The organism is Streptosporangium sp. NPDC004631 (genome assembly GCF_053601935.1).
The window spans coordinates 69,494-93,335 of the sequence record NZ_JBSGCR010000011.1 but is presented as its reverse complement, the minus strand read 5'-3'; the positions used below and the strand labels follow the sequence as shown (position 1 = coordinate 93,335).

The 23,842-nt window shown below is 71.5% G+C and carries 19 protein-coding genes; 15 read left to right on the top strand and 4 right to left on the bottom strand.

Annotated elements, in window-relative coordinates; all coding sequences use genetic code 11:
• Positions 1-69 precede the first annotated feature (69 nt).
• The 15 genes from ACWEF2_RS13950 to ACWEF2_RS13880 all read left to right on the top strand — a co-directional run bounded on the left by ACWEF2_RS13950 (position 70) and on the right by ACWEF2_RS13880 (position 18,212).
• Positions 70-756 (top strand): response regulator transcription factor, encoded by a 687-nt coding sequence (locus ACWEF2_RS13950; RefSeq protein WP_453815094.1) that lies wholly within the window; start codon positions 70-72, stop codon positions 754-756.
• Complete coding sequence (locus tag ACWEF2_RS13945) at positions 753-2,030, top strand: ATP-binding protein (RefSeq protein ID WP_453815093.1); 1,278 nt, start codon at positions 753-755, stop codon at positions 2,028-2,030. Before ACWEF2_RS13950 ends, ACWEF2_RS13945 begins: the two co-directional genes overlap by 4 nt.
• 232 nt (positions 2,031-2,262) lie before the next feature.
• On the top strand, positions 2,263-3,324 hold the full coding sequence (locus ACWEF2_RS13940; protein WP_453815091.1) for a hypothetical protein: 1,062 nt from the start codon (positions 2,263-2,265) through the stop codon (positions 3,322-3,324).
• A 44-nt stretch (positions 3,325-3,368) separates the two neighbouring features.
• Entirely contained in the window at positions 3,369-4,181 is an 813-nt protein-coding gene (locus ACWEF2_RS13935; protein WP_453815090.1) for a hypothetical protein, read from the top strand.
• Complete coding sequence (locus ACWEF2_RS13930; RefSeq protein ID WP_453815089.1) at positions 4,178-5,686, top strand: NADH-ubiquinone oxidoreductase-F iron-sulfur binding region domain-containing protein; 1,509 nt, start codon at positions 4,178-4,180, stop codon at positions 5,684-5,686. Before ACWEF2_RS13935 ends, ACWEF2_RS13930 begins: the two co-directional genes overlap by 4 nt.
• A gap of 130 nt (positions 5,687-5,816) precedes the next feature.
• Entirely contained in the window at positions 5,817-6,038 is a 222-nt protein-coding gene (locus tag ACWEF2_RS13925; protein ID WP_453815088.1) for a hypothetical protein, read from the top strand.
• A gap of 13 nt (positions 6,039-6,051) precedes the next feature.
• Complete coding sequence (gene speB / locus ACWEF2_RS13920; RefSeq protein ID WP_453815086.1) at positions 6,052-7,005, top strand: agmatinase; 954 nt, start codon at positions 6,052-6,054, stop codon at positions 7,003-7,005.
• A 306-nt stretch (positions 7,006-7,311) separates the two neighbouring features.
• Positions 7,312-8,949, top strand: a complete 1,638-nt coding sequence (locus tag ACWEF2_RS13915) for a N,N-dimethylformamidase beta subunit family domain-containing protein (protein WP_453815085.1) — start codon at positions 7,312-7,314, stop codon at positions 8,947-8,949.
• The gene (locus tag ACWEF2_RS13910; RefSeq protein WP_453815083.1) at positions 8,946-9,305 is read left to right on the top strand and encodes a cupin domain-containing protein; all 360 of its coding nucleotides are present in this window, start codon (positions 8,946-8,948) and stop codon (positions 9,303-9,305) included. Before ACWEF2_RS13915 ends, ACWEF2_RS13910 begins: the two co-directional genes overlap by 4 nt.
• 63 nt (positions 9,306-9,368) lie before the next feature.
• Positions 9,369-10,859, top strand: a complete 1,491-nt coding sequence (locus ACWEF2_RS13905) for a PucR family transcriptional regulator (protein ID WP_453815081.1) — start codon at positions 9,369-9,371, stop codon at positions 10,857-10,859.
• Positions 10,860-11,052: 193 nt separating this feature from the next.
• Complete coding sequence (locus tag ACWEF2_RS13900; RefSeq protein WP_453815079.1) at positions 11,053-12,543, top strand: APC family permease; 1,491 nt, start codon at positions 11,053-11,055, stop codon at positions 12,541-12,543.
• A gap of 13 nt (positions 12,544-12,556) precedes the next feature.
• The gene (locus ACWEF2_RS13895) at positions 12,557-15,115 is read left to right on the top strand and encodes a CehA/McbA family metallohydrolase (protein WP_453815077.1); all 2,559 of its coding nucleotides are present in this window, start codon (positions 12,557-12,559) and stop codon (positions 15,113-15,115) included.
• 43 nt (positions 15,116-15,158) lie between these two features.
• A complete protein-coding gene (locus ACWEF2_RS13890; protein WP_453815075.1) occupies positions 15,159-15,683 on the top strand; it encodes an NUDIX domain-containing protein in 525 nt (174 codons plus the stop codon).
• A gap of 73 nt (positions 15,684-15,756) precedes the next feature.
• Positions 15,757-16,293, top strand: a complete 537-nt coding sequence (locus tag ACWEF2_RS13885; protein ID WP_453815073.1) for an NUDIX hydrolase family protein — start codon at positions 15,757-15,759, stop codon at positions 16,291-16,293.
• Positions 16,294-16,721: 428 nt separating this feature from the next.
• Complete coding sequence (locus tag ACWEF2_RS13880) at positions 16,722-18,212, top strand: flavin monoamine oxidase family protein (protein WP_453815072.1); 1,491 nt, start codon at positions 16,722-16,724, stop codon at positions 18,210-18,212.
• A gap of 171 nt (positions 18,213-18,383) precedes the next feature.
• Here the strand turns inward: ACWEF2_RS13880 and ACWEF2_RS13875 are convergent, their stop codons facing one another.
• From ACWEF2_RS13875 to ACWEF2_RS13860, 4 genes are all read right to left on the bottom strand, one after another.
• Positions 18,384-18,626, bottom strand: a complete 243-nt coding sequence (locus ACWEF2_RS13875; RefSeq protein ID WP_453815071.1) for a hypothetical protein — start codon at positions 18,624-18,626, stop codon at positions 18,384-18,386.
• Positions 18,627-18,802: 176 nt separating this feature from the next.
• Positions 18,803-20,947, bottom strand: a complete 2,145-nt coding sequence (locus tag ACWEF2_RS13870) for a hypothetical protein (RefSeq protein WP_453815069.1) — start codon at positions 20,945-20,947, stop codon at positions 18,803-18,805.
• Positions 20,944-22,530, bottom strand: coding sequence for a peroxidase family protein (locus ACWEF2_RS13865; RefSeq protein WP_453815067.1), 1,587 nt, complete (start codon positions 22,528-22,530; stop codon positions 20,944-20,946). Before ACWEF2_RS13865 ends, ACWEF2_RS13870 begins: the two co-directional genes overlap by 4 nt.
• Positions 22,527-23,834, bottom strand: a complete 1,308-nt coding sequence (locus ACWEF2_RS13860) for a cytochrome P450 (protein ID WP_453815065.1) — start codon at positions 23,832-23,834, stop codon at positions 22,527-22,529. The genes ACWEF2_RS13865 and ACWEF2_RS13860 overlap by 4 nt, the downstream gene beginning before the upstream one ends.
• Positions 23,835-23,842: the final 8 nt, after the last annotated feature.

The window sequence follows — 23,842 nt, the reverse complement described above, 5'->3', positions numbered from 1 at the left end:
TCTCGCCAAGAACCCATAAGTCACGCATAAGACCACCATTTCGGTCGACTGGGTCTAGCTTGTTGTGGCATGGTTCAACTGCTGCTGGTGGAAGACGACGCATCGGTGCGGACCACGCTGACGCGGGCGCTGTCAGAGCACGGCCATGCCGTGTCCTCCGCGCCGACCGCGGCGGAAGGTCTCCGGCAGGTGGTCGAGGGACGCCCGGATCTGGTGGTGCTGGATCTGGGACTGCCCGACCTGGACGGTTCCCAGATGCTGCGCATGCTCCGAGCCGTGACCTCGATACCGGTCATCGTCACCACCGCCCGCGACAGTGAGCGGGAGATGGTCCGTGTGCTGGACGCGGGCGCGGACGACTATGTGGTCAAGCCGTTCAGCGCGAGCCAGTTGAACGCGCGGATCCGCGCGGTCCTGCGCCGGGGGCACGGGGAGAACTCCGAGGAGGAGCCGGTACGGGTCGGCGGTCTGCGCATGAGCCTCAAGGCTCGCGAGGCGTGCCTGGACGGCAGGACACTGGAACTGTCTCCCAGGGAGTTCGACCTGCTGTACTACTTGATCGTCCGCGTCGGACAGGTGGTCTCGAAGCGGGAGCTCCTCGCCGAGGTGTGGCACACGCCTTTCGGCGGTACCGACAAAACGATCGACGTCCACATCGCCTGGCTACGCCGCAAGCTCGGGGAGACCGCCACGGCCCCTCGGTATCTCCGCTCGATACGCGGATCAGGAGTCAAGATCGTCGATCCGTCCCGATGAGGCGGTACATCACGCTCCTGGTGGGTGCCACCGCGTCGCTGGTGCTGGTGGCCTTCCTGGCCCCGTTGGCCTTCCTGGTCAGGGATGTCGCGGCCACCCGTGCGCTTGGCGCCGCCACGGTACGGGCCCACTCCCTGGCTCCGACGGTCGCGACCGGCGACAGGAAGACCGTGGAGATCACGCTCCAGCACGCGCAGACGGGCGCCTATCCGCTCACGGTGCTGTGGCCGGACGGCACGGCGAGCGGGACGCCCGCTCCGCGAGACGCGGCGGTCCGGCTCGCCGAACGCGGCCGGAGCATAACCGTCGTCGTCGCGGGCGGACAGGAGATCCTGGTCGCCGTACTGGGCGGGACGCATGGTCCCGCAGTCGTCCGGAGCTTCGTCTCCGACGCGCAACTCGGCTCCGGGGTAGGGCGGGCATGGACGATCCTCGCGCTGCTGGGCGTGGGGCTGCTGGCGGTCAGCCTGCTCCTGGCCGACTGGCTCGCGCGCTCCCTGGTCCGGCGGATCACCACGCTCGCGCACCTGTCACACCGGCTGTCTCGCGGAGACCTGGAAGCGCGGGTCCGCCCTGGAGGGCCGCTGGAGATCCGCGATGTCTGCGTCGGCCTCAACCACCTGGCCGCGCGGATATCGGATCTGCTCACCCGTGAACGTGAGTCGGCCGCCGACCTGTCCCACCGCCTGCGCACTCCGCTGACGGTGCTCCGCCTGGAGGCGGAGTCCCTGCGCGACCCGAAGGAGGCCAGGCGGATCGGCCATCAGGCCGACATCCTGGAGTGGACCGTGACCGAGCTCATCAACGACATGCGGCGCCCGGCCAGGCCAGGCCCTCCGCGCTGCGACGCCGTCGCGGTCGTGTCGGGAAGGGTGGCCTTCTGGTCCGTGCTCGCCGAGGAGCAGTATCGCTCAATCCACCTCAGCGTCCCCGAGCAGCCGGTTGTGGTCGAGGTCGGGGCCATGGAGCTGTCGGCGTGCCTGGACGCCCTGCTGACCAACGTCTTCGACCACACGCCCGAGGGGGTCACCCTGGCCGTGACCCTGGAACAGCCGGACGGCACCGCGCGCCTGATCATCAGTGACAGCGGCCCCGGGTTCGGTGGCCGGAACCCCCTGCCACGCGGAGTCAGTACCGCCGGTTCCACAGGCCTCGGTCTCGATATCGTCCGCCGCACCGCCGAAGCCTCCGGGGGCTCGGTCCACCTGGGAGCCTCACCGGAGGGCGGGGCCGAGGTCATCGTCCGTCTCGGCACTCCGACCGGCCTGCCTTAGCCGAGTTTTAGCATCACCGCAGCGCCCCCTTATCCCGGGGAGCGGCATCCTGGCCGGGTACCGGTGACGGCGGCGAATCGCCCACCGCCGGTCTGTCAAGTCGACCTTTCGGAGGTGACTTAGCCGTGATGCGACATTCGACGGTGGCATCCGCCCCGGATGAGGCCCTCGCCCCCCAGCTCTCCCACGGCCTGAGGCGTTGATACCGCGATCGTCCACCGGTCGCCGCTCGATGCTGCCACTGGCCAACCTGGTCGGCCGCCTGGGTGGCCTCACGGCCGTTCTGGTCGGCCTCGCGCTGTGCGCCATCATTCAGCAGCAGGTCAGCGGGGACTCCCCCGTCCCCGGGACACGGCGGCAGGGCGTGGGCACCCGGCCCCCTCAGGCCGCGAAGGTCTCCCGGCCGGTCACCGCCACATCGCTGATACGTCAGGTGCGGGCGACGGTCAACGAGCAGCGGGCCACGCTCGTCCGCAGGGCCTTCGGCATTCAGGATGTCCCGCGGCCCAACGTGCGTCTGGTCCGGATCGATCGAGCCGGAGGCTGGGCGTTCGGAACATACGCCGTCCCGCCCCCCGCGGGCATGGACGCCATGCCGCATTCGTCGCTGTTCGTCGCCCGGCGCTCCAGGGAGACCTGGCGGATCACGCTGGCCGGCACCGGGGAGTTCACCCGGCTCGTACGGCGGGCGCCCGTGACGGTGATCCCCGAGGACCAGCGGCCGTTCCTTGAGCGATACGACAGGGCCACGGCCGAGAGCGGGAACACCTCCGCCGGGCTGGCGCTTCCCTGGCGTGCGGGCCAGTCATGGACGGTGCGCTCCACGGCGGACGTGTCCGGCCTGCGTTTCGCGGGAGGCGACGGCCGGGTCCTCGCGTCCGGTGCGGGCAGGCTCTACCGGCTCTGTGCCCGGTCGCCGGGCCGGGGCATGCTCCTCCTGATCCACCCCGACGGGATGGTCTCCGAGTACTACCAGGTGGCCGACGTCCCCGACCTCGAAGACGGCGCCCTCGTCGAGCGGGGGGAGTACCTGGGGCGGATCAGCACCGACCGCCCCTGCGGAGGCCCCGCGGCCCGGGGCCGGGCAGCGGTGATCTTCACTCTGCTCAGCGGGGAGCACGCCTTGTCGCTGGAGGGCACTCGGATCGGCGGCTGGACCCTGCACACCGCCGAGGGCCGCTTCTACGCCGACCGCTCCGGCCTTCGCGTCGACTCCGGCGATCCACTGCTCAACTTCGGGCCGGACTCCGCCGTTCCCGCGCCGACCTCACATCCCTCCGGCCGCCTCGCCTGACCCGTAACCCTCCTGATCGTGCCGGACTCCCACGGAGGACGCCCATGGAGCAACATCGCCAACTCGCCAGGCAGGTCGCGCACGGGACACCCCGGCGCTGGAGGGTACTGCGGGCCGTACTCCTGTGTGCGGCCCTGGTCGCGGTCCTCGCCGACGGGACCACCGCGGGCGGCGCCTCCACCGTGATCCGCCTGCGGGCCTTCCTGGAGTTCTACGCCGGAGTCTTCACACTGGTATGCCTGTCGGCGGCGGTGGTGGCGGGATTGGCGGCCTCCGGCCGGTTCACCCCCGTACGGCTACGCATCCTCACCCAGTCGGCGCACCGGGCCGCCGCGGTCGTGTCGCTGAGCTTCCTGAGCGTGCACGCCCTGCTGAAGGTGCTGGAACGGCACGCGTCGGTTCTCGACGTCGCCATACCCTTCGGCGGCCGGCAGGAGCACGCCCTCTGGCTCGGCCTCGGTACGATCGCGAGCGATTTGATGATCTTCGCCTTCGCCGCCGGGGTGGCCCGCGGCAGGTTCATCGGCGGGGCGCGTCCCTGGACCTGGCGGGTTCTGCACGTCACCGCCTACCTTTGCTGGCCGGTCGCGATCCTCCACGGCCTGAATGCCGGCCGGGCACCCAAGGACTGGGTGACGCTCAGTTACGTGATCTGTCTCGGGCTGGTCGTCGTCATGGCGCTCGTCAGGCTCGTGTTCTCGGCGCGGCGGCGCAGAGTGGTCCGCCGGCCGGGGGGACGGGGTACCGGCCGTGTCACCCGTCACGTTCCGGACACGGAGCCGCACGCCATCCCGGACGAGCAGTTCTGGGCCGAATTAAAGCAGGAGGCACGGCTATGGACGGGGAGCGACAGATGAGCGATCCTGTCGAGGTCGAGGTCGTCGGTATCGGCCCGGCACGGCTCTTTCACGGCCTCGCCGATCTACCGCGACTCGACCTGACCGCCCACCGCCGGTACCACCGGCCGCCGCCCCGGCTCTCCCTGTCAGAGCTGGTGGCGCTGGCCGAAGAGGTCGACCTCCGAGGTCGCGGAGGTGCCGCCTTCCCCTTCGCCCGCAAGCTCAAGGCGGTGGCCGACGCGGCCGTCAGCCGGGACACCCGGCCGGTGGTGGTGATCAACGCGACCGAGGGCGAGCCGGCCAGCGCCAAGGACAAGGCGCTCCTCGCCCGGACGCCGAACCTGGTTCTCAGCGGGGCCGTGCTCACCGCCCGAGCGCTCGACGCCAGGGAGATCGTCGTGGGCGTGACCGACGGCGGAGCCGCCGAACACTCGCTTCTGAGCGCGATCCAGGAGGCGAACGTGGTCCCCGCCGCGAGAGTCGTCCACCTGCCCGAGCGGTTCATCACCGGGGAGAGCGGCGCCCTGGTCCGGGGGATCAACGGGGATGCGCCCATCCCGCCCGGCCGGAAGGTGAGGGCCGCCGAAAGTGGCGTCGGCGGTCTGCCGACCCTGCTGTCCAACGCGGAGACCTTCGCCCAGCTGGCCGTTCTCGCCGAACTCGGAGCCGAGGACTTCCGCGCCGTTGGAACCCCCTCCGAACCCGGCACGATTCTGCTCACCGTGACCGGGCCCGGCCGGCGGCGCACGGTGGTGGAGACCCCGGCGGGCGTTCCGCTCTCCGAGGTGCTACGGCGCTGCGGGACGGACGTGGGCCAAGGCGTGATGGTCGGCGGCTACCACGGCGCGTGGCTCACCCCGGAGCAGGCCGCCACGGTCGCCGTGTCACGCCAGTCCATGATCGAGGCCGGCGCCGCGCTGGGGGCGGGAATCATCATGCCCCTGGAGGAGGGGACGTGCCCGCTGGGAGAGGTCGCCCGAGTCGCCGACTATCTCGCGGCCGAGTCGGCGGGGCAGTGCGGGCCCTGCCACATGGGACTCCCCGCCATCGCCCGGTCCTTCTCCTCCCTGGCCTCGGGCGGCGGCGCCGAGGCCCTGGCGGCGATCACGCAGGGGAGCGGGATCGTCCGGGGCAGAGGGGCCTGCCACCATCCGGACGGCACAACCAGATTTCTCCTCTCGGCACTTGACGTCTTCAGCGACGACGTCGCCGCGCACGTCGCGAAGGGCGGCTGTGGCCGACCCGTGCGCGGGCTCCTGCCGGTGCCCGGGGAGGAGTGCCGGGAGTCCGGGTTGCGGCTGACCGTGGACTGGTCTCGCTGTGTCGGCCACGGCCTCTGCGGCCATCTCGTTCCCGATGTCGTGCAGCTGGACGTGTTCGGCTACCCGGTGCTCACCGGAACCGAGTTGCCCACGCGGCTGCTGAGAGACGCGCTACGAGCCACCGAGATGTGCCCCGCCCTCGCCCTCGGGCTCAGCAGGGCACCTTCGGCCACCGGACCCGGACAGCGCGCGCTCCGCTGAACCCCTACGGCCTCGATCATGAGATCGACCACCGGAGGTCCGAGGGAATTGGGCGTTTCCTCCTGAACACGGGGGCGGGCTGTGCACTCAGACCACCACTTGCCCCTCACCGTGCTTCTACGCTGCGGCCATGGCACCTACCTCTCCGCTGCCTCGGCTCGTCGACGGCCTGCTCGTCCACGGCTCCGGATCGCCGTACGACGCCGAAGATCCCGCGACCGGCGCGCTCGGCGAGCACCCGGGCGAGCCGGCGAGCCCGGAGAGCGCCGACGCGGGCGATCCGAAGGACCTGTCGCTCCACGCGATGGGGAACCCCACGGTGGTCAAGCGCGTCACGGCCAACCTGGACTGAGAGGAAGCAGCACGTGAACGACCCCAAGGTCCCGATCGGCCCGGTGGACAGTTCGAGGATCCCCCGCTACGCGGGGTTCGCCACCTTCGCCCGGCTGCCCCGTCGTGACGAGGTGGCCTCGGCCGACATCGCCGTGCTCGGCGTGCCGTTCGACACCGGAGTGTCCTACCGGCCGGGCGCGCGGTTCGGCCCCGCCGCGATCCGCGAGGGCAGCAGGCTGCTGCGCCCGTACCATCCCGGACTCGACGTGTCACCGTTCGCCGTGCAGCAGGTGGCCGACTACGGCGACGTGGCGGTCAACCCGTTCGACATCGGGGAGGCCCTGGCCACGGTCGAGTCCGCCGCCGACGCGGTGCTCGCCGAAGGCGCCCGGTTGATGACCATCGGCGGTGACCACACACTCGCGTTGCCGCTGCTGCGCAGCGTGGTCAAGGCGCACGGCCCGGTGGCGCTGCTGCACTTCGACGCCCACCTGGACACCTGGGACACCTACTTCGGCGCCCCGCACACCCACGGCACGCCGTTCCGCCGCGCCGCGGAGGAGGGACTTCTGGATCGTTCCCGCCTCACCCACGTGGGGATTCGCGGCCCGCTCTACGCCAAGCAGGATCTCCAGGACGACGCCGCCTTCGGCTTCGGCATCGTCTCCTCGACCGACGTCGCCGAGTACGGGGTGGCCGCCGTGATCGAGGGCATCCGGGAGCGGGTGGGCGACGCGCCCCTGTACGTCTCCATCGACATCGACGTGCTCGACCCGGCACACGCGCCGGGCACGGGCACCCCCGAGGCCGGCGGGCTGACCAGCCGCGAGCTGCTCATGATCCTGCGGGGGCTGGCCGGGGCGAAGATCGTCTCCGCCGACCTCGTCGAGGTCGCGCCCGCCTACGACCACGCCGAGCTCACCACCGTCGCGGCCTCACACGTCGCCTACGAACTCATCTCCCTCATGGCTCTCAGCAAGCCGTGAGCACTCACCAGCACGGAGAAGACCCCTTGACTTCCTCCCCTCCCTGAAGGGCGGGGATTCCCACGGTCGCCCGTGAGGGTTCCTGTTTCACCGCCGGTCGCCCGCCCGAAAGGATCTTCCGTTGGGGTCTTACACCAGCTCCGCAGGCGTTTTACCTCTCCGCCAGCCCAGCGGCGAGGAAACAACCGGCCACGCGTCCGGTGACTTGGTTATCGCCACCGCCGGACAGGCTACCGGACCGCGCGGCACCGTGCCGCGTTTCCTCCCGGCCCTGAAGGGCCGGGTTTCCACGCTCAAGGAGTTTCGATGAACCACACCGACAGCGGCGGCACGGCCCAGGAGAGCCGGGTCGCCCCGGCGTTCGCCTGGTCACCCAGGGGCTGGCCGTCCGAGCGGGCCCACGCCGAGCCCGGCGCCACCGAGGTCTGGAGCTACACCGACCGGTTCTCCTACCTGCCCGGCGAGACCGTCGACTTCCACCTCAGCTCCACCGCGGCCGAGTTCTCCTTGGAGATCATCCGTGACGGCGCGGAACCGGAGACGGTGTTCCGGCGCGACGGCCTGACCAGCGAGGCGTACCCCACGCCCGACGACGCCTACGCGAACGGGTGCGACTGGCCCGTGGGCCTGTCACTGGAGATCCCCCAGGACTGGCGTTCGGGCTTCTACCTGGTCGTGGTCTCCGCCCGCACCCCCGAGGGGGAGCTGTGGGAACGCGAGCACTTCTTCGTCGTCAAGGCCCCGAGGGGGCGCCGAAAGGACATGGCGCTCGTCCTGACGACGAGCACCATGCTCGCCTACAACGACTGGGGCGGCGCCAACCACTACCGCGGCCTGGGCGACGACCCGCGCAACGACGCCGGTTCGCCGGTGTCGTCCACCCGGCGCCCGATCGCCCGCGGCATGCTGCGCAAGCCCGCCGGGGTGCCGCGCGAGTGCCACACCCACACCCCGGGCATCGGGTGGGTTCCGCGCTACCCCGCGTACGAGTGGGCCCGGCTGTCCGGTTACAGCCGCCACCACTCCGACGCCGGTTGGGCGACGTACGAACGGCCCTTCGTGCTCTGGGCCGAGCGGGCCGGGTACGAGTTCGACTACCTGGTCCAGCACGACCTCCACCAGGACCCGGCGGCGCTCGACGAGTACCGCTGCGTCGTGGTCGTCGGCCACGACGAGTACTGGTCCTGGCGCATGCGCGACGCGATCGACGCCTTCGTCGACGCCGGGGGCGGCCTGGCCCGCTTCGGCGGCAACTACCAGTGGCAGGTACGGCTCAGCGACGACGGGCTCACCCAGTACTGCTACCGGCTGCCGTCGCTGGACCCCGAGACGGCGGCGGCCCCCCATCTGGCCACCACCGTGTGGGAGGCCAAGTCGGTCGGCCGCCCCGGCGCCACCACCATCGGCCTCAACGGCATGGGCGGCATCTACAACCGGTACGGCGCCGCGACACCGCGCTCGTCCGGCGGCTTCACCGTGTACCGGCCGGAGCACTGGTCGTTCGAGGGCACCGACCTGTACTACGGCGATCTTCTCGGCGGCGCCCCGACCTGCCTCGCGGCGTTCGAGGTGGACTCCGTCGAGTACACCTTCCGCCGCGGCCTGCCGTATCCGACCTTCGAGGACGGCGCCCCGCCCACCCTGGAGATCCTGGCGCTCTGCCCGGCGGTCCGCGGGGAGGAGGACCGTTTCGGTGGCCGCACGCCCCTCGGCGGCCCCGAGGAGGAGGTCTACGCGTACAACGCCGACCTCGGGGACGATCTACCCGACTACGTGCACGAGGGCCAGATGCGCGGCGCCGGCATGATCGCGGCCTTCACCCGGGGCGCCGGAGAGGTCTTCAACGGCGGCACCACGGAGTGGTCGAACGCCCTCGCACAGGGTGACGTGTTCGTCGACCGCATCACCCGTAACGTCCTCGACCGATTCACGGAGCGGGCATGAGCATCCACGACGTCCAGATCCTGTCCGAGCGGCACGGCGAGGCCGTCGTCCCGCCGCTGTCCGACTACCACGTGCTCTCCGAGAAGTGGGAGGAGACCGAGTTCCGCTCCTTCGGCGGCGCGGCCACCTCCTACACCGGCGGGTTCTGGACCGGCGAACCCGGCGCCGTACGGTTCGAGAGCTGGCCCTACAACGAGATCTGCGTCATACTCGCCGGCCGCGTGGCCCTCGTCGACGAGCACGGCGACCGCCTGGAATTCGGGCCGGGCGAGGCGTTCCACGTACCCCAGGGCTTCCGCGGCGACTGGGTGACCGTGGAACCGACCATCAAAGTGTTTGTGGCAGTCTCGAAGTAGCCCCTGACCAGGCCGGGGGCCGGCCGGAAAGATCGGCTGTGAGGGACTTCGGACGGTCGTGCCATGCCAGTAACGCTCAAAACCTTCGTCGACAGGTTCGGCCTGCGCGTCCTCGCCGGAGAGAACCTGACGGACCGGCGGGTGCGCTGGGTGCACGTCAGCGAGCTGTCGGATCCGTCGCCGTACCTCCGCGGCGGCGAGTTGCTCCTCCTCGCCGGCACCAACCTCGTCGACACCCCCGACCGCTGGACGGCCTACGCGCGGACCCTGTCCGGCGCCGGGGTCAGCGGGGTGGGTTTCGGCGTGGCGCCCGTCCACGACACCGTTCCCCCCGCGCTCGTGGACGCCTGCCGCGCCCATGATCTCCCGCTCCTGGAGGTCCCGCCCACCCTGCCCTTCGAATCGGTCGGAGAGCTGCTCTACGCCGAGATGCTCGCCGGCGAGATGGCGACGATGAGACGTCTCACGGAGGCGCAGCGTGATCTCACCGGTGCGGCGACCGGTCCGAGCGCGCTGCGCACGACGCTGCGACGCCTCGCCTCGCACGTCGGCGGCTGGGCCCTCATGGTCGACCGGAACCGCGACCGCTCGTGGTCCGGCGGCAGCCCCCGGCTCGACGAGGCGGCTCGCACCGCCCTGAACCGCGTCTGCGCGGGGACGGGTCCGGCCAGCGCGAGCGTGACCGCCTCCGACCAGCATGTCCTGGTGCACTGGATCCCCGGGCCGCTGCCGTCCGGCTACGCGCTGGCCGTCGGCACCCAGGCCCCTCTGGACATGACCGGCCGGGCCGTGGTCGCCGTCGCGGCCTCCGTCCTGCCGCTGCTGCTGACCGCCCCCGCCGACTCCTGGGCGGCCGGCGAGATCGCCGCCCTCGTGGTCGACGCGACCCTGTCGCCGGGCCAGGACCTCGGCGAGGCCGCCGCCAGGCTGCTCAAGACGGCCGAGGACCGGTGGCGGGTCGTCCACTGCCTTCCCGCGCCCACCGGGCAGCGGGATCACCCGGCCGACGGACGGGCCGCCGCGTCCCTCCTGCACACCCCGTTCGTCTCCGTCACCCCGGGGACCGTCCTGGCGATCTGCCCGGCCGAGGTCGATCTCGGCACGATACTGCCGGAGGTGCGGCGCACCGGCTGGCTCTCCGGCGCCAGCCGGGTGTACCCGTGGGCCGGGCTGCGGACGGCCGCGCGGGAGGCCGCGGGCGCGGCACGCCTCGCGGTGCGGCGCGGCGCGCCGGTCCGGGCGGACGACGCGCCCGCCGGGATCTTCGCCGTGGTCGACCCCGAGACCTCCCACGCCTGGGCCGAGAGCGTGCTGCGCTCGCTGCGCGCCGGGCGTACCGGCGACGACGCCGACCTCCTGACGACCCTGCGCGCCTGGCTCGCCCAGCACGGCAACTGGGACCGCACCGCGAACGATCTCGGCATCCACCGAAACTCCGTGCGCAACCGCATCTCCCAGATCTCCCGGCTGCTGGGCCGGGACCTGGGAGACGCCCACACGCGCATGGAGCTGTGGTTCGCCCTGCACTGGGTCGAGGACCCGCCGACACCGTGAAACCGTCCCGGAGCAGGTTCTTTCATCCAGCGCCGGCATCGACGGTGTGCGAAGGATCCACTCGTCTCACCGGGATACCTGCCTTAGCGTCCTGTCAACCGGCGAATGAACGCGAGGCAGTGGCTCGTGACGCCCGCGCCGAAGACGTACGTCCTGATCGCACCGACCGGTGCTCGTTGAAAGTGACAGCCACATGAGCACAACCACCCCACCCGCACCTCGGGTGGACGCAGGGCCGCTCGCCCGGGATGCCATGGGTGTCCGCGACCTCGTCCTCACCGTCCTGGCCGCGCTCGCGCCGCTCACTCTCATCGTCGCCGTGGCCCCCCTGCACTTCATGAAGGGCGGCAGCGCGGTCCCCGGCGCGTACCTGGTCGCCGGCGCCGTCATGGCCCTGTTCGCCGTCGGCTTCATGGCCATGAGCCGCTACGTCCGCAACGCCGGCGCCTTCTACGCCACCGTCACACGCGGCATCGGCCGCCCCGCGGGCGCCGGCGCCGCGCTCCTGGCCCTGGTGGCCTACAACGCCCTGCAGATCAGCACGTACGGGGCCATCGGCCTGTACGCCCGCGACACGGTCAACCACTACTTCGGCCTCGACCTGCCCTGGTGGTCCTATGCCCTGGTCGCCCTGGTCCTGGTCGCCTGGCTCGGCTTCCGTGGCATCCACGCCAGTGCCCGGGTGCTCGGCGTCGTCCTCGTCCTGGAAGTGCTCGTCCTGGTGATCCTCGCCGGCTACGTCCTGGCCAAGGGCGGCCCCCAGGGGTTCACCCTCACCTCCTTCGACCCGGGAAATGTCCTGCGCCCGGAGAACGGCGCGATGTTCGCCCTCGTCTTCGGCGCCTTCATGGGCTTCGAGTCCACAGCGATCTTCAGCGAGGAGGCCAGGGGCGGAGCCTCCACCGTGCGGCGCGCGACCTACGTCGCCGTCGCCTTCATCGCCCTGTTCTACGCCTTCATCACCTGGATCGTGGTGACCGCCTACGGCCCGTCACAGATCGGCGACGCGGCGAACGCCGACCCGGTCAACCTCGTCTCCTCCCTCTTCGGCTCGTACACGCCCGGCCCGTTCACCGACATCATGCAGATCCTGCTGCTGGGCAGCGCCTTCGCGGCGCTGCTGGCCCTGCACAACGCCACCAACCGCTACTTCTACGCGATGGGGCGATCCGAGCTGCTCCCCGGCGTGCTCGGCCGTACCCACCCGGTGCGCAAGTCGCCGTGGGTCGCGGGCCTCCTCCAGTCCGCCATCGCCCTGGTCGTCGTCGTCGGCTGCGCCGTCACCGGCGTGGACCCGTACCTCGGGCTGCTCGGCGGCGGCAGCGCCCTCGGCTTCGTCGGCATCATCGGCCTGTGGGCGCTCTGCTGCGCCGCGGTCATCCGCTACCTGCGCGCCAACGCCTCACAGGTCGGACTCTGGAGCAGCACCGTCGCACCGGGGCTCGGCCTGATCGGCCTGCTCACGGTGCTGGTACTGGTGCTGACGAACTTCTCCCTGCTGAGCGGCATGGACACGACCATGAACGCCGTGCTGCTCGGGCTCGCCGCGGCGGGACTGCTCGGTGGCCCGCTGCTCGCGCTGCGGCTGCGCCGCCGCCGGCCGCGGGCATACGACCGCCTGACCGAGATCGGGGAGGAGGACCGGGACGGCGCCCCCGTCCCGGCCGCCTCTCCCGGTCCCTGACCCTGGGAACACCATGCGACCGCACCAGCACGACGCCCCGGCGGGTTACCTGCCGGTGAACCTGTCCGGCGTGAGCAACGCCGGGCGGGCCGTCCTGGACGACCCCGGCTCCGTCCAGCTCGGCGAACGCACGCTCCACGGCATCCCGTTCCACTTCGGCGACGCCGGCCACCCGGACAGGCCCGCCTTCGTCAACGCGGCTCCCGGCTCCTCCCCGGTGCGGGTCCGGATCGACCGGCGAGCCCACTGGCTGATCTTCGCCCACGCGCTCCTCGACTCGGACCTGTTCGACGGCGGGCCCATCGGCCAGACCTGCGCCGAGTACGTCATCCACTACGCGGACGGCACGAGCGCGCGCGCCGCGGTACGCCAGCGCTTCGAGATCGGGCCGACCCCCCGGGACTGGCCCGATCGCGCGATCCCGCTCGACTGGGGCCAGACGCCCTTCCTGGCACTGCCCGACAGCCGGCACGAGCTGATGCACCGGACCCACGGCCGCTACGACGCGGCCGGCGCGCGGTACGTCGACATCGACGATCCGCAGGCCCGCTCGCCGTACGTCCTGCCGTACCGGTTCTACCTGTGGCCCTGGCGCAACCCCCACCCCGGCCGCGTGATCGCGAGCCTGGAAATCCGGCCCCTGGCCACCGGGGTGCTGGTCGGCGCGCTCACCACCAGCGACCTGGACGAGGACCCGTTCGGCCGCACGGTCGCCCAGAACGTCCTGCTCAGGGTCGAGGGCACGCCGGTCGACGAGAGCCTCGCGGTGGACGTCGACCGCGGCCTGGCCACGTACGCGTACCGGGTCGTCGACGACTCCGGCGACACGGCGCACGACACCGTCGGCTGGGGCGGCGACGCCCGGGCTCGCGACGACATGGCCTACGTCCGCGTCACGGCCGTGCCCTCGGCGACACTGACCGTGCGCGGTGGCGAGCGGGTTCTCGGCAGCTGCGTGTGGGGCGACCTGCTCACGGCGGGCCGGCTCGACGTGGGCGCGGGCGTGACGCTGGAGCTCACCGAGACCGGCCGCGCCTGGGTGCGGACGACCGTCGTGGACGACGAGACCGGCGAGCCCATACCGTGCCGCGTGCACTTCCACACCCTCGACGGCATACCCGTCGCCCCGTACGGCCACCACGCGCACATCAACTCCGACGGCAACACCTGGAACCTCGACATAGGCGGCGACGTCCGGCTCGGCGCCAAGACCTACGCCTACGTCGACGGTTCCTGCGAGGGCTGGTTGCCGCTCGGCGAGGTCGTCGCCGAGGTCGCCCGCGGCTTCGAGTACCGCCCCGTGCGCGAGGTCGTCACGGTCGAACCCGGGCAGCGCGAGCTCGTCCTCCGCCTCCGCCGTATCGCGGACATGCCCGCGCGCGGCTACTTCAGCGGGGACACGCACGTGCACTTCGTCTCCACCCTCGGGGCGGAGATGGAGGCGCGCGGTGAGGACGTGCACGTCGTCAACCTGCTGCTCAGCCAGTGGGGTCACCTCTACACCAACATCGAGGACTTCACCGGGCGGCCGCACACCTCCGCGGACGGCGGCACGGTCGTGTTCGCCGGGCAGGAGAACCGCACGAACATGCTCGGGCACATCAACCTGCTGGGGTTGCGCCGCCCGATCATGCCGTGGAGCACGGGCGGCGCGGAGGAGTCCGACCTCGGCGGCGGCCTGGAGACGACGCTGTCCCGATGGGCCGACGAGTGCCACGCCCAGGGCGGCACGGTGGTTCTCGCCCACTTCCCGGTGCCCAACGGGGAGGCCGCCGCCCTGCTGGCGACCGGCCGCCTGGACGCGGTGGAGATGATCGCCTACGACCCGTACAACATCCAGGAGTACTACCGTTACCTCAACTGCGGCTACCGCATCCCCCTGGTCGGCGGCACCGACAAGATGAGCAGCGAGGTGCCCATCGGCCTCATCCGCACCTACGTGCGCACCGCCGGGCGGGACCTCGACTACTGGGCGTGGTGTGACGGGATCCGTGACGGCGACACGTTCGTCACCAGCGGGCCGCTGGTGACCTTCACCGTGAACGGCGGCCCGGCCGGGACCCAGCTCGCCGTCTCCCCCGGCGACCGGGTCCTCGTCGAGGCGGACGTGGAGTCCATCTTCGACGTGGACCGGCTGGAGGTCGTGGCCAACGGCGCCGTCGTCGCCACGCACCGGGCCGCCGCGCCGGCGCGGCACCTGCGCCTGACCGCCGAGGTGGAGATCACGGAGGACACCTGGCTGGCGGCCCGTACGTACGGGCCCGGTGACCAGGTCAGCCGCCACCACGACGTGTGGCACCGCCCCATCATGGCGCACACGTCACCGGTGTACGTCACCGTGGGGGAGGGCTACGACCGGTTCGACGCCGAGACCGCGCGGTACATGCTCACCCTCGTCGACGGGGCCACCGAGCACATCGTCGAACGGAGCCGCCGATTCTGGCCCGGCCAGGTCCACCACCGGCACGGGCAGGAGGACCATCTGGCGTTCCTGCTGGCACCGCTTGAGGAGGCGCGGACCGCGATCACGGACCGCCTGCGGCGGCACACCCGCTCCCCGCGGCGGCCGTGACACCGTGCCGCGTCTCGCCCCGGCCGGGTCTAGTCTCACGGTTGTGACGACCAGGAACTCGCACTGCTCCTTCTGCGGTAAGCCCTTCGCCCCCGGCCAGGCGTGGCCTCGGACCTGCTCCGGCTGTGGGAACACCGGCTACCTCAACCCGCTGCCGGTCGCGGTGATGGTGCTGCCGGTGGACGACGGCCTGCTGGTGGTCCGCCGTGACGTGGAACCGCACCGCGGCGGGCTCGCGCTGCCCGGCGGCTTCATCGACGTGGGCGAGTCCTGGCAGCGGGCGGCCGTCCGGGAACTTCACGAGGAGACGGGTGTCGTCGTCGACGCCGACGACGTGCGGCTCCTCGACGTGCTCAGCGCCCCCGACGGCACCGTGCTGATCTTCGCCCTGGGGCCGCGGATCGGCTCGGCCACCCTCCCGCCGGTCGTGTCCACCGCCGAGACGACGGAGTGGCTGCTGATCGACGGGCCTCGGGAGCTGGCCTTCCCGCTGCACACCCGGATCGTGGCGGAGTACTTCAGCCACGCGGGTGCCGGTCACCCGGTGCGACCCGGGCAGGCGCGCTGATCGCGACAATCCGCGGTCGTGTCGGCACGGCCGGCAACGCCCGGTCGGCCCGGCCGCGAAGTACGATCGATCAATGACCGAAATGACCGAAACCACGCCCGGCTGGCTTACTCCCGAAGAGATGGAGTCGGCCCGTGCCCGGATGCCGATCCTCTACGTCGACGCCGTGCCGGTCCGGGTCGACGACACCGGAGTGGTCACCCACGTCGGCCTGCTGCTGCGCATCGGATCGGACGGAGCGGTCAGCCGCGCCCTCGTCTCCGGCCGCGTGCTTCACCGGGAGCGCGTCCGGGACGCGCTCATGCGCCATCTGGAGAAGGATCTCGGCCCGGTGGCCCTGCCCCGTGTCCCGGCCTCCCCCCAGCCGTTCACCATCGCCGAGTACTTTCCGGCGGAGGGCGTCACGCCGTACCACGACCCCCGGCAGCACGCGGTGTCCCTCGCCTACGTCGTCCCGGTCGCGGGTGACTGCCGTCCCCGGCAGGACGCCCTCGACCTTGTCTGGTTCACCCCCCGGGAGGCCGCGTCACCGATGGTGCAGCAGGAGATGTCCGGCGGGCAGGGCATTCTGCTGAAGCAGGCCCTCGCACACGTCGGCTGCCTCTCCTGACCTCCACGGCGGCGCGGTCCCGACGAACGCCGCGTGCCCGCGCTCACCGGCTCGCCGAGCTCGTCCGCTCCGGCCTTGAGACATCCGGCGAACGTCTCGCCCGGCGCGACCGGCTCCGAGCGCACGCCGTCGCCCCTGTCCAAAACCGCGTGGAACAGGGGGCGTCGCCACCACCGGCCCCGGCGGCACAGGCCGGTCCGGCATCCACATCATGATCGACTAAAGCGGGCGGAAGCGCTCGGACATCGATCACTCCGGCTCCGCGACCTCGGAGGAGACTCCGGCTGAGCGTCGTCACGCGGAGTTTCGGGCGTAACACAAGGCAGACAAGTTCGGCTCACCCCTTGCAAACTCCATTACCTATGGCAATCATAAAGTCACTTTAGGTAACGACAAGGGAGTGTGACCCCCTGAAAGAGAGCCAGTCGATGTCGACAGCACTCGGTTCTGCCATGCCCGCGGAGCTGGTTGACGCGGGAGCGCCCAGGCCGAGTCACGACCTCAGAGTGCCGGCGGACCTGGTCGCGACGGCCGAGCACGGACTGACCGCCGGCGGCCTGCCCCGCAAGCGAGTGCTGATCATCGGGGGCGGCATGGCCGGCCTGGTCGCCGCCTACGAGCTGATGCGCCAGGGCCACGAGCCCGTCGTCCTGGAGGCCCAGCAGCGGGTCGGCGGACGCGTGCTCACCCTCCGCGGTTTCGCGCCCGGCCTGTACGCCGAGGCGGGCGCGATGCGGATCCCGCGCGTGCACGACCTCACGCTGGCCTACTGCGAACGGTTCGGGCTGACCCTGCGCCCGTTCGTCATGGGCAACCCCAACACCCTGGCGTACATCCAGGGCGTCAGGACCACGATCAAGGAGCTGAACGGCAACCCTGAGATCATCGACTTCGGGCTGGCCGAGCACGAGCGCGGCCGCACCTACGAGGATCTGTGGCGCAGCGCCACACAGGAGATCCACGACCTGTACGCGCAGGAGGGCGAGAACGCGCTCGACCGCATCTGCACCGAGTACGACCGCTACTCCATCCGCAGCTTCCTGCGCGAGCGCGGCTTCTCCGAGGGGGCCATCGAGCTGTACGGCGTCATGAGCTTCCGGGAGGCCAACCTCAACGCGGCGGTCATCGAGCAGTTCCGCGAGATCATCGGGCGGGCGTTCGAGGACATGCAGGAGATCGAGGGCGGCACCGACCGGTTGCCGACCGCCTTCTACCACGAGCTCAGGAAGCACGTCCGGTTCGGCCACGAGGTCACCGCCATCGAGCAGGACGACCACTCGGTCACCCTGCACGTCAGAACGGGCTCGGGCAAGACGACGCTCACCGGCGACTACGCCATCTGCACGGTTCCGTTCTCGGTGCTGCGCGACATCGAGACCAGGCCCGCCTTCTCGCGCCGCAAGCAGCGCGCCATCCGCGAACTGAACTACAACGCCTCCACCAAGATCCTATTCCAGGTGCGGCGGCCGTTCTGGGAGCGGACCGACGGCATCGTCGGCGGCACCACGGTCACCGACCTGCCGATCCGGCGCATCTGCTACCCCTCGCACTCCGCTCGCGACGAGGAGCGCTCAATCCTGCTGGCCAGCTACACCTGGGGGCAGGACGCCCTGCGATGGGGCGCGATGTCGTCGCAGAAACGGGTCGAGCAGGCGCTTGAGGACGTCGCCAAGATCCACCCTGAGATTCACGATCACTTCGAGTTCGGCGTCACGCACGCCTGGTACGACGACCCCTACGCGGCCGGCGCCTTCGCCCTGTTCGAGCCGCACCAGCAGACCAGCCTGCATGACGCGATCATCACACCGGAGGGCCGCGTGCACTTCGCCGGCGAACACTGCTCGCTGTGGCACGCGTGGATCGAGGGCGCGCTGGAGTCCGGGCTCAGCGCGGCCCGAGCCGTACACGAGGCGGGCTGACCGGCGGCGGACCGACCGGCGGCGCGTGTCAGGAGCGGGCGTGTGAGGGGCACGCCCGCTCGGCATAGGCGAGCACCTCAGGAACGGGCACGTCAGGAGCACGCCCGCTCGGCATAGGTGGACACGTCAGGAGCGGGCGTGTCAGGAGCGGGCGTGTCAGGAGCGGGCGTGTCAGGAGCGCGCCCGCTCGGCGTAGCGGCGCAGCCGGGCCGCGGCCTCGGCCAGATCGGCGACGGCCGCGGCACAGGCGGCGAGGTGGGCGTTCACCGCCTCGCGCAGCCACGGTGGCGCGACGCCGCCGGCCTCCAGCCCGGCCTCGATCGCACGCAGACGTTCGGCACACTCCACGAGCGCGCGGGCATCGGACTGCAGGACCGCGGCGTGGCCGACGATCCCTTCGGGTACGGCGGGCATCCGGTCCTCCGGTCAGCGGGCCAGGCGGCCAGGCAGGTCAGGTAGGTAGACAGGTCAGGTGGATCAGGTGGGTCAGGTGGGTCAGGTGGACCAGCGGATCAGACAGCCGGACGGTCGCGGTCAGGCGGATCGGATAGTCGAGCGGGTAGGCGGTTGGGGGGCGGACGGAGGGGTGGTCACGTGGTCAGGACCGGGACGCATGCGCCCCGGAGTGTCTGGCGGGCGGTGGCCGACAGGCAGAGCAGCGGGCGGGCGCCGTCGAGACCCAGCTCGCGGAGCTGACGGGCCAGCGGATGAGCCGTCCGCCCGATGGTCAACCGCACCCGTGGCGCCGGATGCACCCGTCCCAGGCCGCGGGTCCGCACGCATGAGCGCAGCGTGCTGTCCGCGTGGCGCGCGTAGCCGACCAGGTCGCGGTCGCTCGCGGGCAACCCGGGGCCGAGAGGCCCGCACAAGGTGAGCAGCCGGTCGTCGAGGTCGCCGACCACGATGCGCGTGGCTTTGGCGGTGAGCTCGAACTCCAGGGGCGCCAGGTACGGCTCTCCGCCCCACAACTGCGGCGCCACGGCGGAGACGGCGTCGGTGTCGACCACGGAGCCGGTCAGGAAGCTGCCCGAGCGCCGCCGCTCGGCACCCCGCAGCAGGTCGGGCCAGACACGCGGCGACCCGGGCCGCCACGGATCGGGCACGACGATCCCGAGGTGGAACTCCCGGTAGTCGCCCAGACTGGTCCGCCGGTTCCAGGAGGTGTGCACGGCGACGAGAGCGCGACCCGCGACCCGCACGGCGGGGCCGAGGCCGGTCCCTTCGAGCAGGGCGTCCGTCGCGGCCGGGTCCACGGCGAAGTACGCCGTGAGGGCGCTGCCGTCCTGGCACCTGATCGGCAGCTCGACCGTCCCCCGCGGGGTGTCCACCGGGTAGGTGGACACGGTGAGAAAAGGGAAACCCTCGGGGTAGGGGACGCGGTCGAACAGCTGGTAGGCCTGCGCACGCACCACCGGGCCCCGGTAGGGCGCGAGCCGCCCGTCGATCTGGTCACGGGCCTCGGGCAGGTCGTCGGCGATGTTGGCGATGTAGTGCTCGATGCTGTGGCAGAGCGGGAACAGGTGGGTGGAGTCGAAGTAGTCCACCACGTACCAGTCGGGATGCAGGTCGAAGCAGCCGCCCGCGCCCTGCCCGTCGAGGGTGGGGATGATGTCGTGCTGGTTGGTGATGACCGCGACCCAGGTGCGCGGGTCGGCGGGTCTCTTGAAGTCGACGGGCGAACCGACGGCGACGGCGTGGGTGACGGTGTAACGGTCGCAGAACCCCGCGTCCTGCGCCAGGTTCATGATGGCGGCGCCGCCTGCGCTGTGCCCGATGAGGGCGAGTTCCGCCCCCTGGGGCAGGCCATAGTCGCCGACGGCCTTGGCCAGGGCGCGGCTGTAGGGGCTGCTGTCCAGGACGGCGCTGCTGAAGGCGCCGAGCAGGTCCTGGGGTGAGTCGTTGTCGGGCCGCCCCGCCCGCATGCCGGGCACCTGGACGACGTGGCGCACCACCCCGTCGGGGCCCTTGACGCTCTGGATGATCATCCGCCCCGTGGTGCCGACCGCGCTGATGTTGTGCAGGAAGCCGAGCAGCGACCCCTCCGTGCTCAGTCGCGCGGACTCGGCGGCGGTCAGGTCGGTGCGGCGCGCGGCCCCCTCCCCCGTGTCGAGGACCGCGACGGCCCTGTTGCTCACGCCGGTGATCGGGTCGGCGGTGGCGTAACCTCCTCCGGTCGCGATCAACCAGGCGGCGTCGTCGTTGAGCGGGTTCTCGTCCAGCAGGGCCCGCAGGGCGAGAACCTCGCCGAAGACCGGAGCGAGTCCGCTGAGCGTGCGCACCGCACCGCGGTCCTTGAGCAGGGCGCGCAGCGCGCGGATGGCCGCCAGGTCGCGGTCGGCGGCGGTCGCCTCGATGAGCCGGCCCAGCATGGGGTCGCCGGTCAGTTCGGGGTGGTCGAGGGCGACGGCGGCGATGCGCAGCCGGAGCGAGGTGGTCAGGACCCGCACGGCCAGGCTCTCCGCGCCCAGCATGGTGCCGAGCTTGGCCATCAGGGTGCCCAGCCGGCCGCCGGCGAGCGCGTATCCGAACCCCTGACCGTTCGTGACCGCGCGCAACAGCGCGCGCTGGGCCAGGCAGCCCGCTGCCGGGGCACGCGGCAGGGCGCCGAGCGTGGCGACGTCGGTGAGTGCGGCCGTGGTGTGGACGGCCGCCTCATGGATCGTGACCCCGATGTCGACCAGCTCGCGGGCTGCGGCGCGTAGCAGCCCGGCGACGGGGTCGGTCTCCCCGCTCACGACTCCGCCCGCCGGCTCATGCTGACGAAGCGGGGGTGCGGGTCCTCCGGGATGTTGCGGTGCAGTACGTCCGAGAGCGTCCGGGTGGCCGCGATGATCCGCAGCCCGTGCGGGGAGAAGGTCTCGGCGTTGAACACCCGCGGGGCCAGCAGCGGGTTGGTCAGCGCCTGGGAGAAGGCGTCGATGGCGATGATCTTCGTTAGCAGCGGCGGCAGCATGGCGTCGGGGGCTCCCGGCTCCTCGGCGAACAGGCCGACGTACAGGTCGAGGTCGTCGACACCGCGGTAGAGCTCGCGCAGCGCGCCACTGACCCTCTCGTCGCCGGAGACCTGCTCGAAGCCGCGCACCCGGGGGAAACTGCAGTGCTCGCGGTAGCTGTTGTAGGGGGCCAGGTCAAGGGTGCGCGAGTCGGTGATGCTGGCCACGTCCACCTCCCGCAGGAGGGGGTCGGTGTTGAACAGGCCGATGCGGCCGGCGCGCTGGCGGGAGGCGTCCTCGAAGAGCCGGCCGAGGCCGGGCTCGGGGATCAGCGCGCCGCCGATCAGGGTCTGCGCCATCGGCAGGTCGCGGTCGCCCACCGACAGGTGGGAGGGGATCAGGCTGTGCCAGCGGTAGACCAGGTTGAACTCCACCGAGGCCCAGTTCTCGCGGTGCCAGGGGGCGCGGGCCAGCATCGCCGACAGTCGCGGGTCCAGGGTGAAGCGGAAGTGATAGGGCGTGATGTGGTTGATGTACTCCTCGACCACCAGCTTGATGAGCAGCACGATGAGGATGTTCCGCGCCGTCTGGAACAGGCGCTCGTCGTCCCAGCGTGGATGGTGCCCGGCCAGCAGGCGGGCCACCCTGTTGTGCTCGCGCAGGAACAGCACGGTGAGCATGGTGAAGCCGATCTGGGTGTTGCCCCGGTCACTGCCGGTCGCGAACAGGGTGTCGCGCTGCGCGTCGGTGAGCTCGGCGAAGCGGATCACGCTCAGCGGGGCGAACTCCGGTTTGATCTTGCCGTTCTCGCAGAGGTGGGGCGGGAACTCTCCGCCGTTGATGAGCCGGCTCTTGAGCCGCCCGCCGTCGAACGTGCGCAGGGCGGCGGTTGCCGCCCGGTGGAGGCCGTAGAGCTGGTTCAGGTCGATGTGGTGGTTGGAGCTGTTCTTACGGGGGTCACGCGGGATGTTGGTGTCGCCGCGGAGGAAGCCGTCGGTGAACCACTGGGCGAAGTAGGCGAACAGCACGGTGGAGCGGGGGCAGGGGATCATGGTGTCGCCGCGGGTGAACAGGTCGGCGGCACGCTCGGGGGTGGGCCGGCCCTCGGCCCCGGCGACCGGCGGCACATGCCGGCCGCTGTAGGTGCGGTCGGTCAGCGAGGCCCACGAGGTGTAGTCGGCCATGGTGCTCAGCGGTTCGGGCCGTGAGGGCATCTCGCGGACCGCCTGGTCGATCAGCGAGGCGTTGAGGCGGCGCTGCAACGGCTGGATGGCCTGCACCAGGTCCCAGAACGGCCGTCCGCTGGTCAGGGCCAGAAACCTGAGCCGGTTGGCGGCCCCGTCCGTGGCGATGCTCCGCGCCTTCGGTCCGCCCACCGTCGTCACGCCTCCCGCTCTTCGGTGCCGAGACCGAGGACGAACCGGTCGGGGAAGATCCCGTTCGAGCGGACGAGCTCCCCTTCCGGCTGCGGAAGCAGGCGCACGCCGGGGCGGAGCAGCAGGCGGCGTACGGTTTCGCAGACGACGACCCTGGCGGGATGCACGCCGAGACAGGCGTGGTGACCGTGACCGAAGAACAGCCGGTGGTGGCCGGGCCGGTCCGGGCGGAACTCGTCCGGCTCCGCCACCACGTCCGCGTCGAACATGGCCGAGGCCGGCGCGGCGAGCACGACCGTGCCCGCGGGGATCACCGTGCGGCGCGGGGTGCCGGCGGCCAGGACGTGGTCGCGCTCACAGAGCCGGGGAAGCAGCTTGAAGAACGGGTTGAACCGCAGCGCCTCCCAGACGTGACGGTCGAAGCGCGCGGGATCGGGGTCGGCCGCGGCCAGGGCGGCCTGTGCCAGCGCCCGCGGGCGGAGCAGGAGCTGCTCGACCGCCTCGGCCATGGCTCCGGGACCGCTCTCCACGAACCCGAGGGGCAGCCCGGCCATGTTGATCACGATGCGCTCGTCGTCGACGGCCATCCCGGCGGGCAGGGTGGTGCCGACGAGCCGGGCGAAGACGTCGTCGGGCGCGTCCTGGCCGGCCCGTAGCGCGGCTCTGCGTTCGGCGAGCCGGTCGCGCAGGTGGGCGATCATCTCCGCCCCGGCGCGGACCGACGCGGCCTGGATCTCCGGGTCACCCGAGAAGTTGGCGAATCCGTCGACGACCATGGCCCGGGTCCACCGGGAAAGGGTCTGCGGGTCGGGCCCGGGGAAGCCGAAGTATTTCGCGCACACGCCCAGGGCGACATGGCGGAACAGCCCGTGGACCGCCTCGACACGGCCGTGCGGCCAGGCGGCGTCGAGTGCCTCGTCGGCGATGCGGCCGGCCAGCTCGCGCACGTCGGCCGCGTCGCCGGGGGCGAGCATGACCTGCATCAGCCCCTTGTCCCGCCAGTTCATCGGGGTGGCGTCCCTGGCGAGCATGAACGGGCCGCCCAGCGCGGCGTCCAGGCGTGGGCCGAAGGCCCGGACCGTGAAGACCTCCTCGTGGGAGAGCACCTCGACGACGTCGGCGAATCGGGTCACGACCGTGAAGGCGGGTGTGACGAAGATCGGCTGTCGCTCGCGGAGTTCGGCGAACAGGGCACGCCAGTCGGTGCGCATCCACTCGCGGACGAGACCCGACGCGGACATCGGGTCGCGGGCCAGGGCCTCGCCGTACCTCTCCAGATGGCCGCGCGTGGTCACCTGATCGACAGCACCCATGCCGTGGG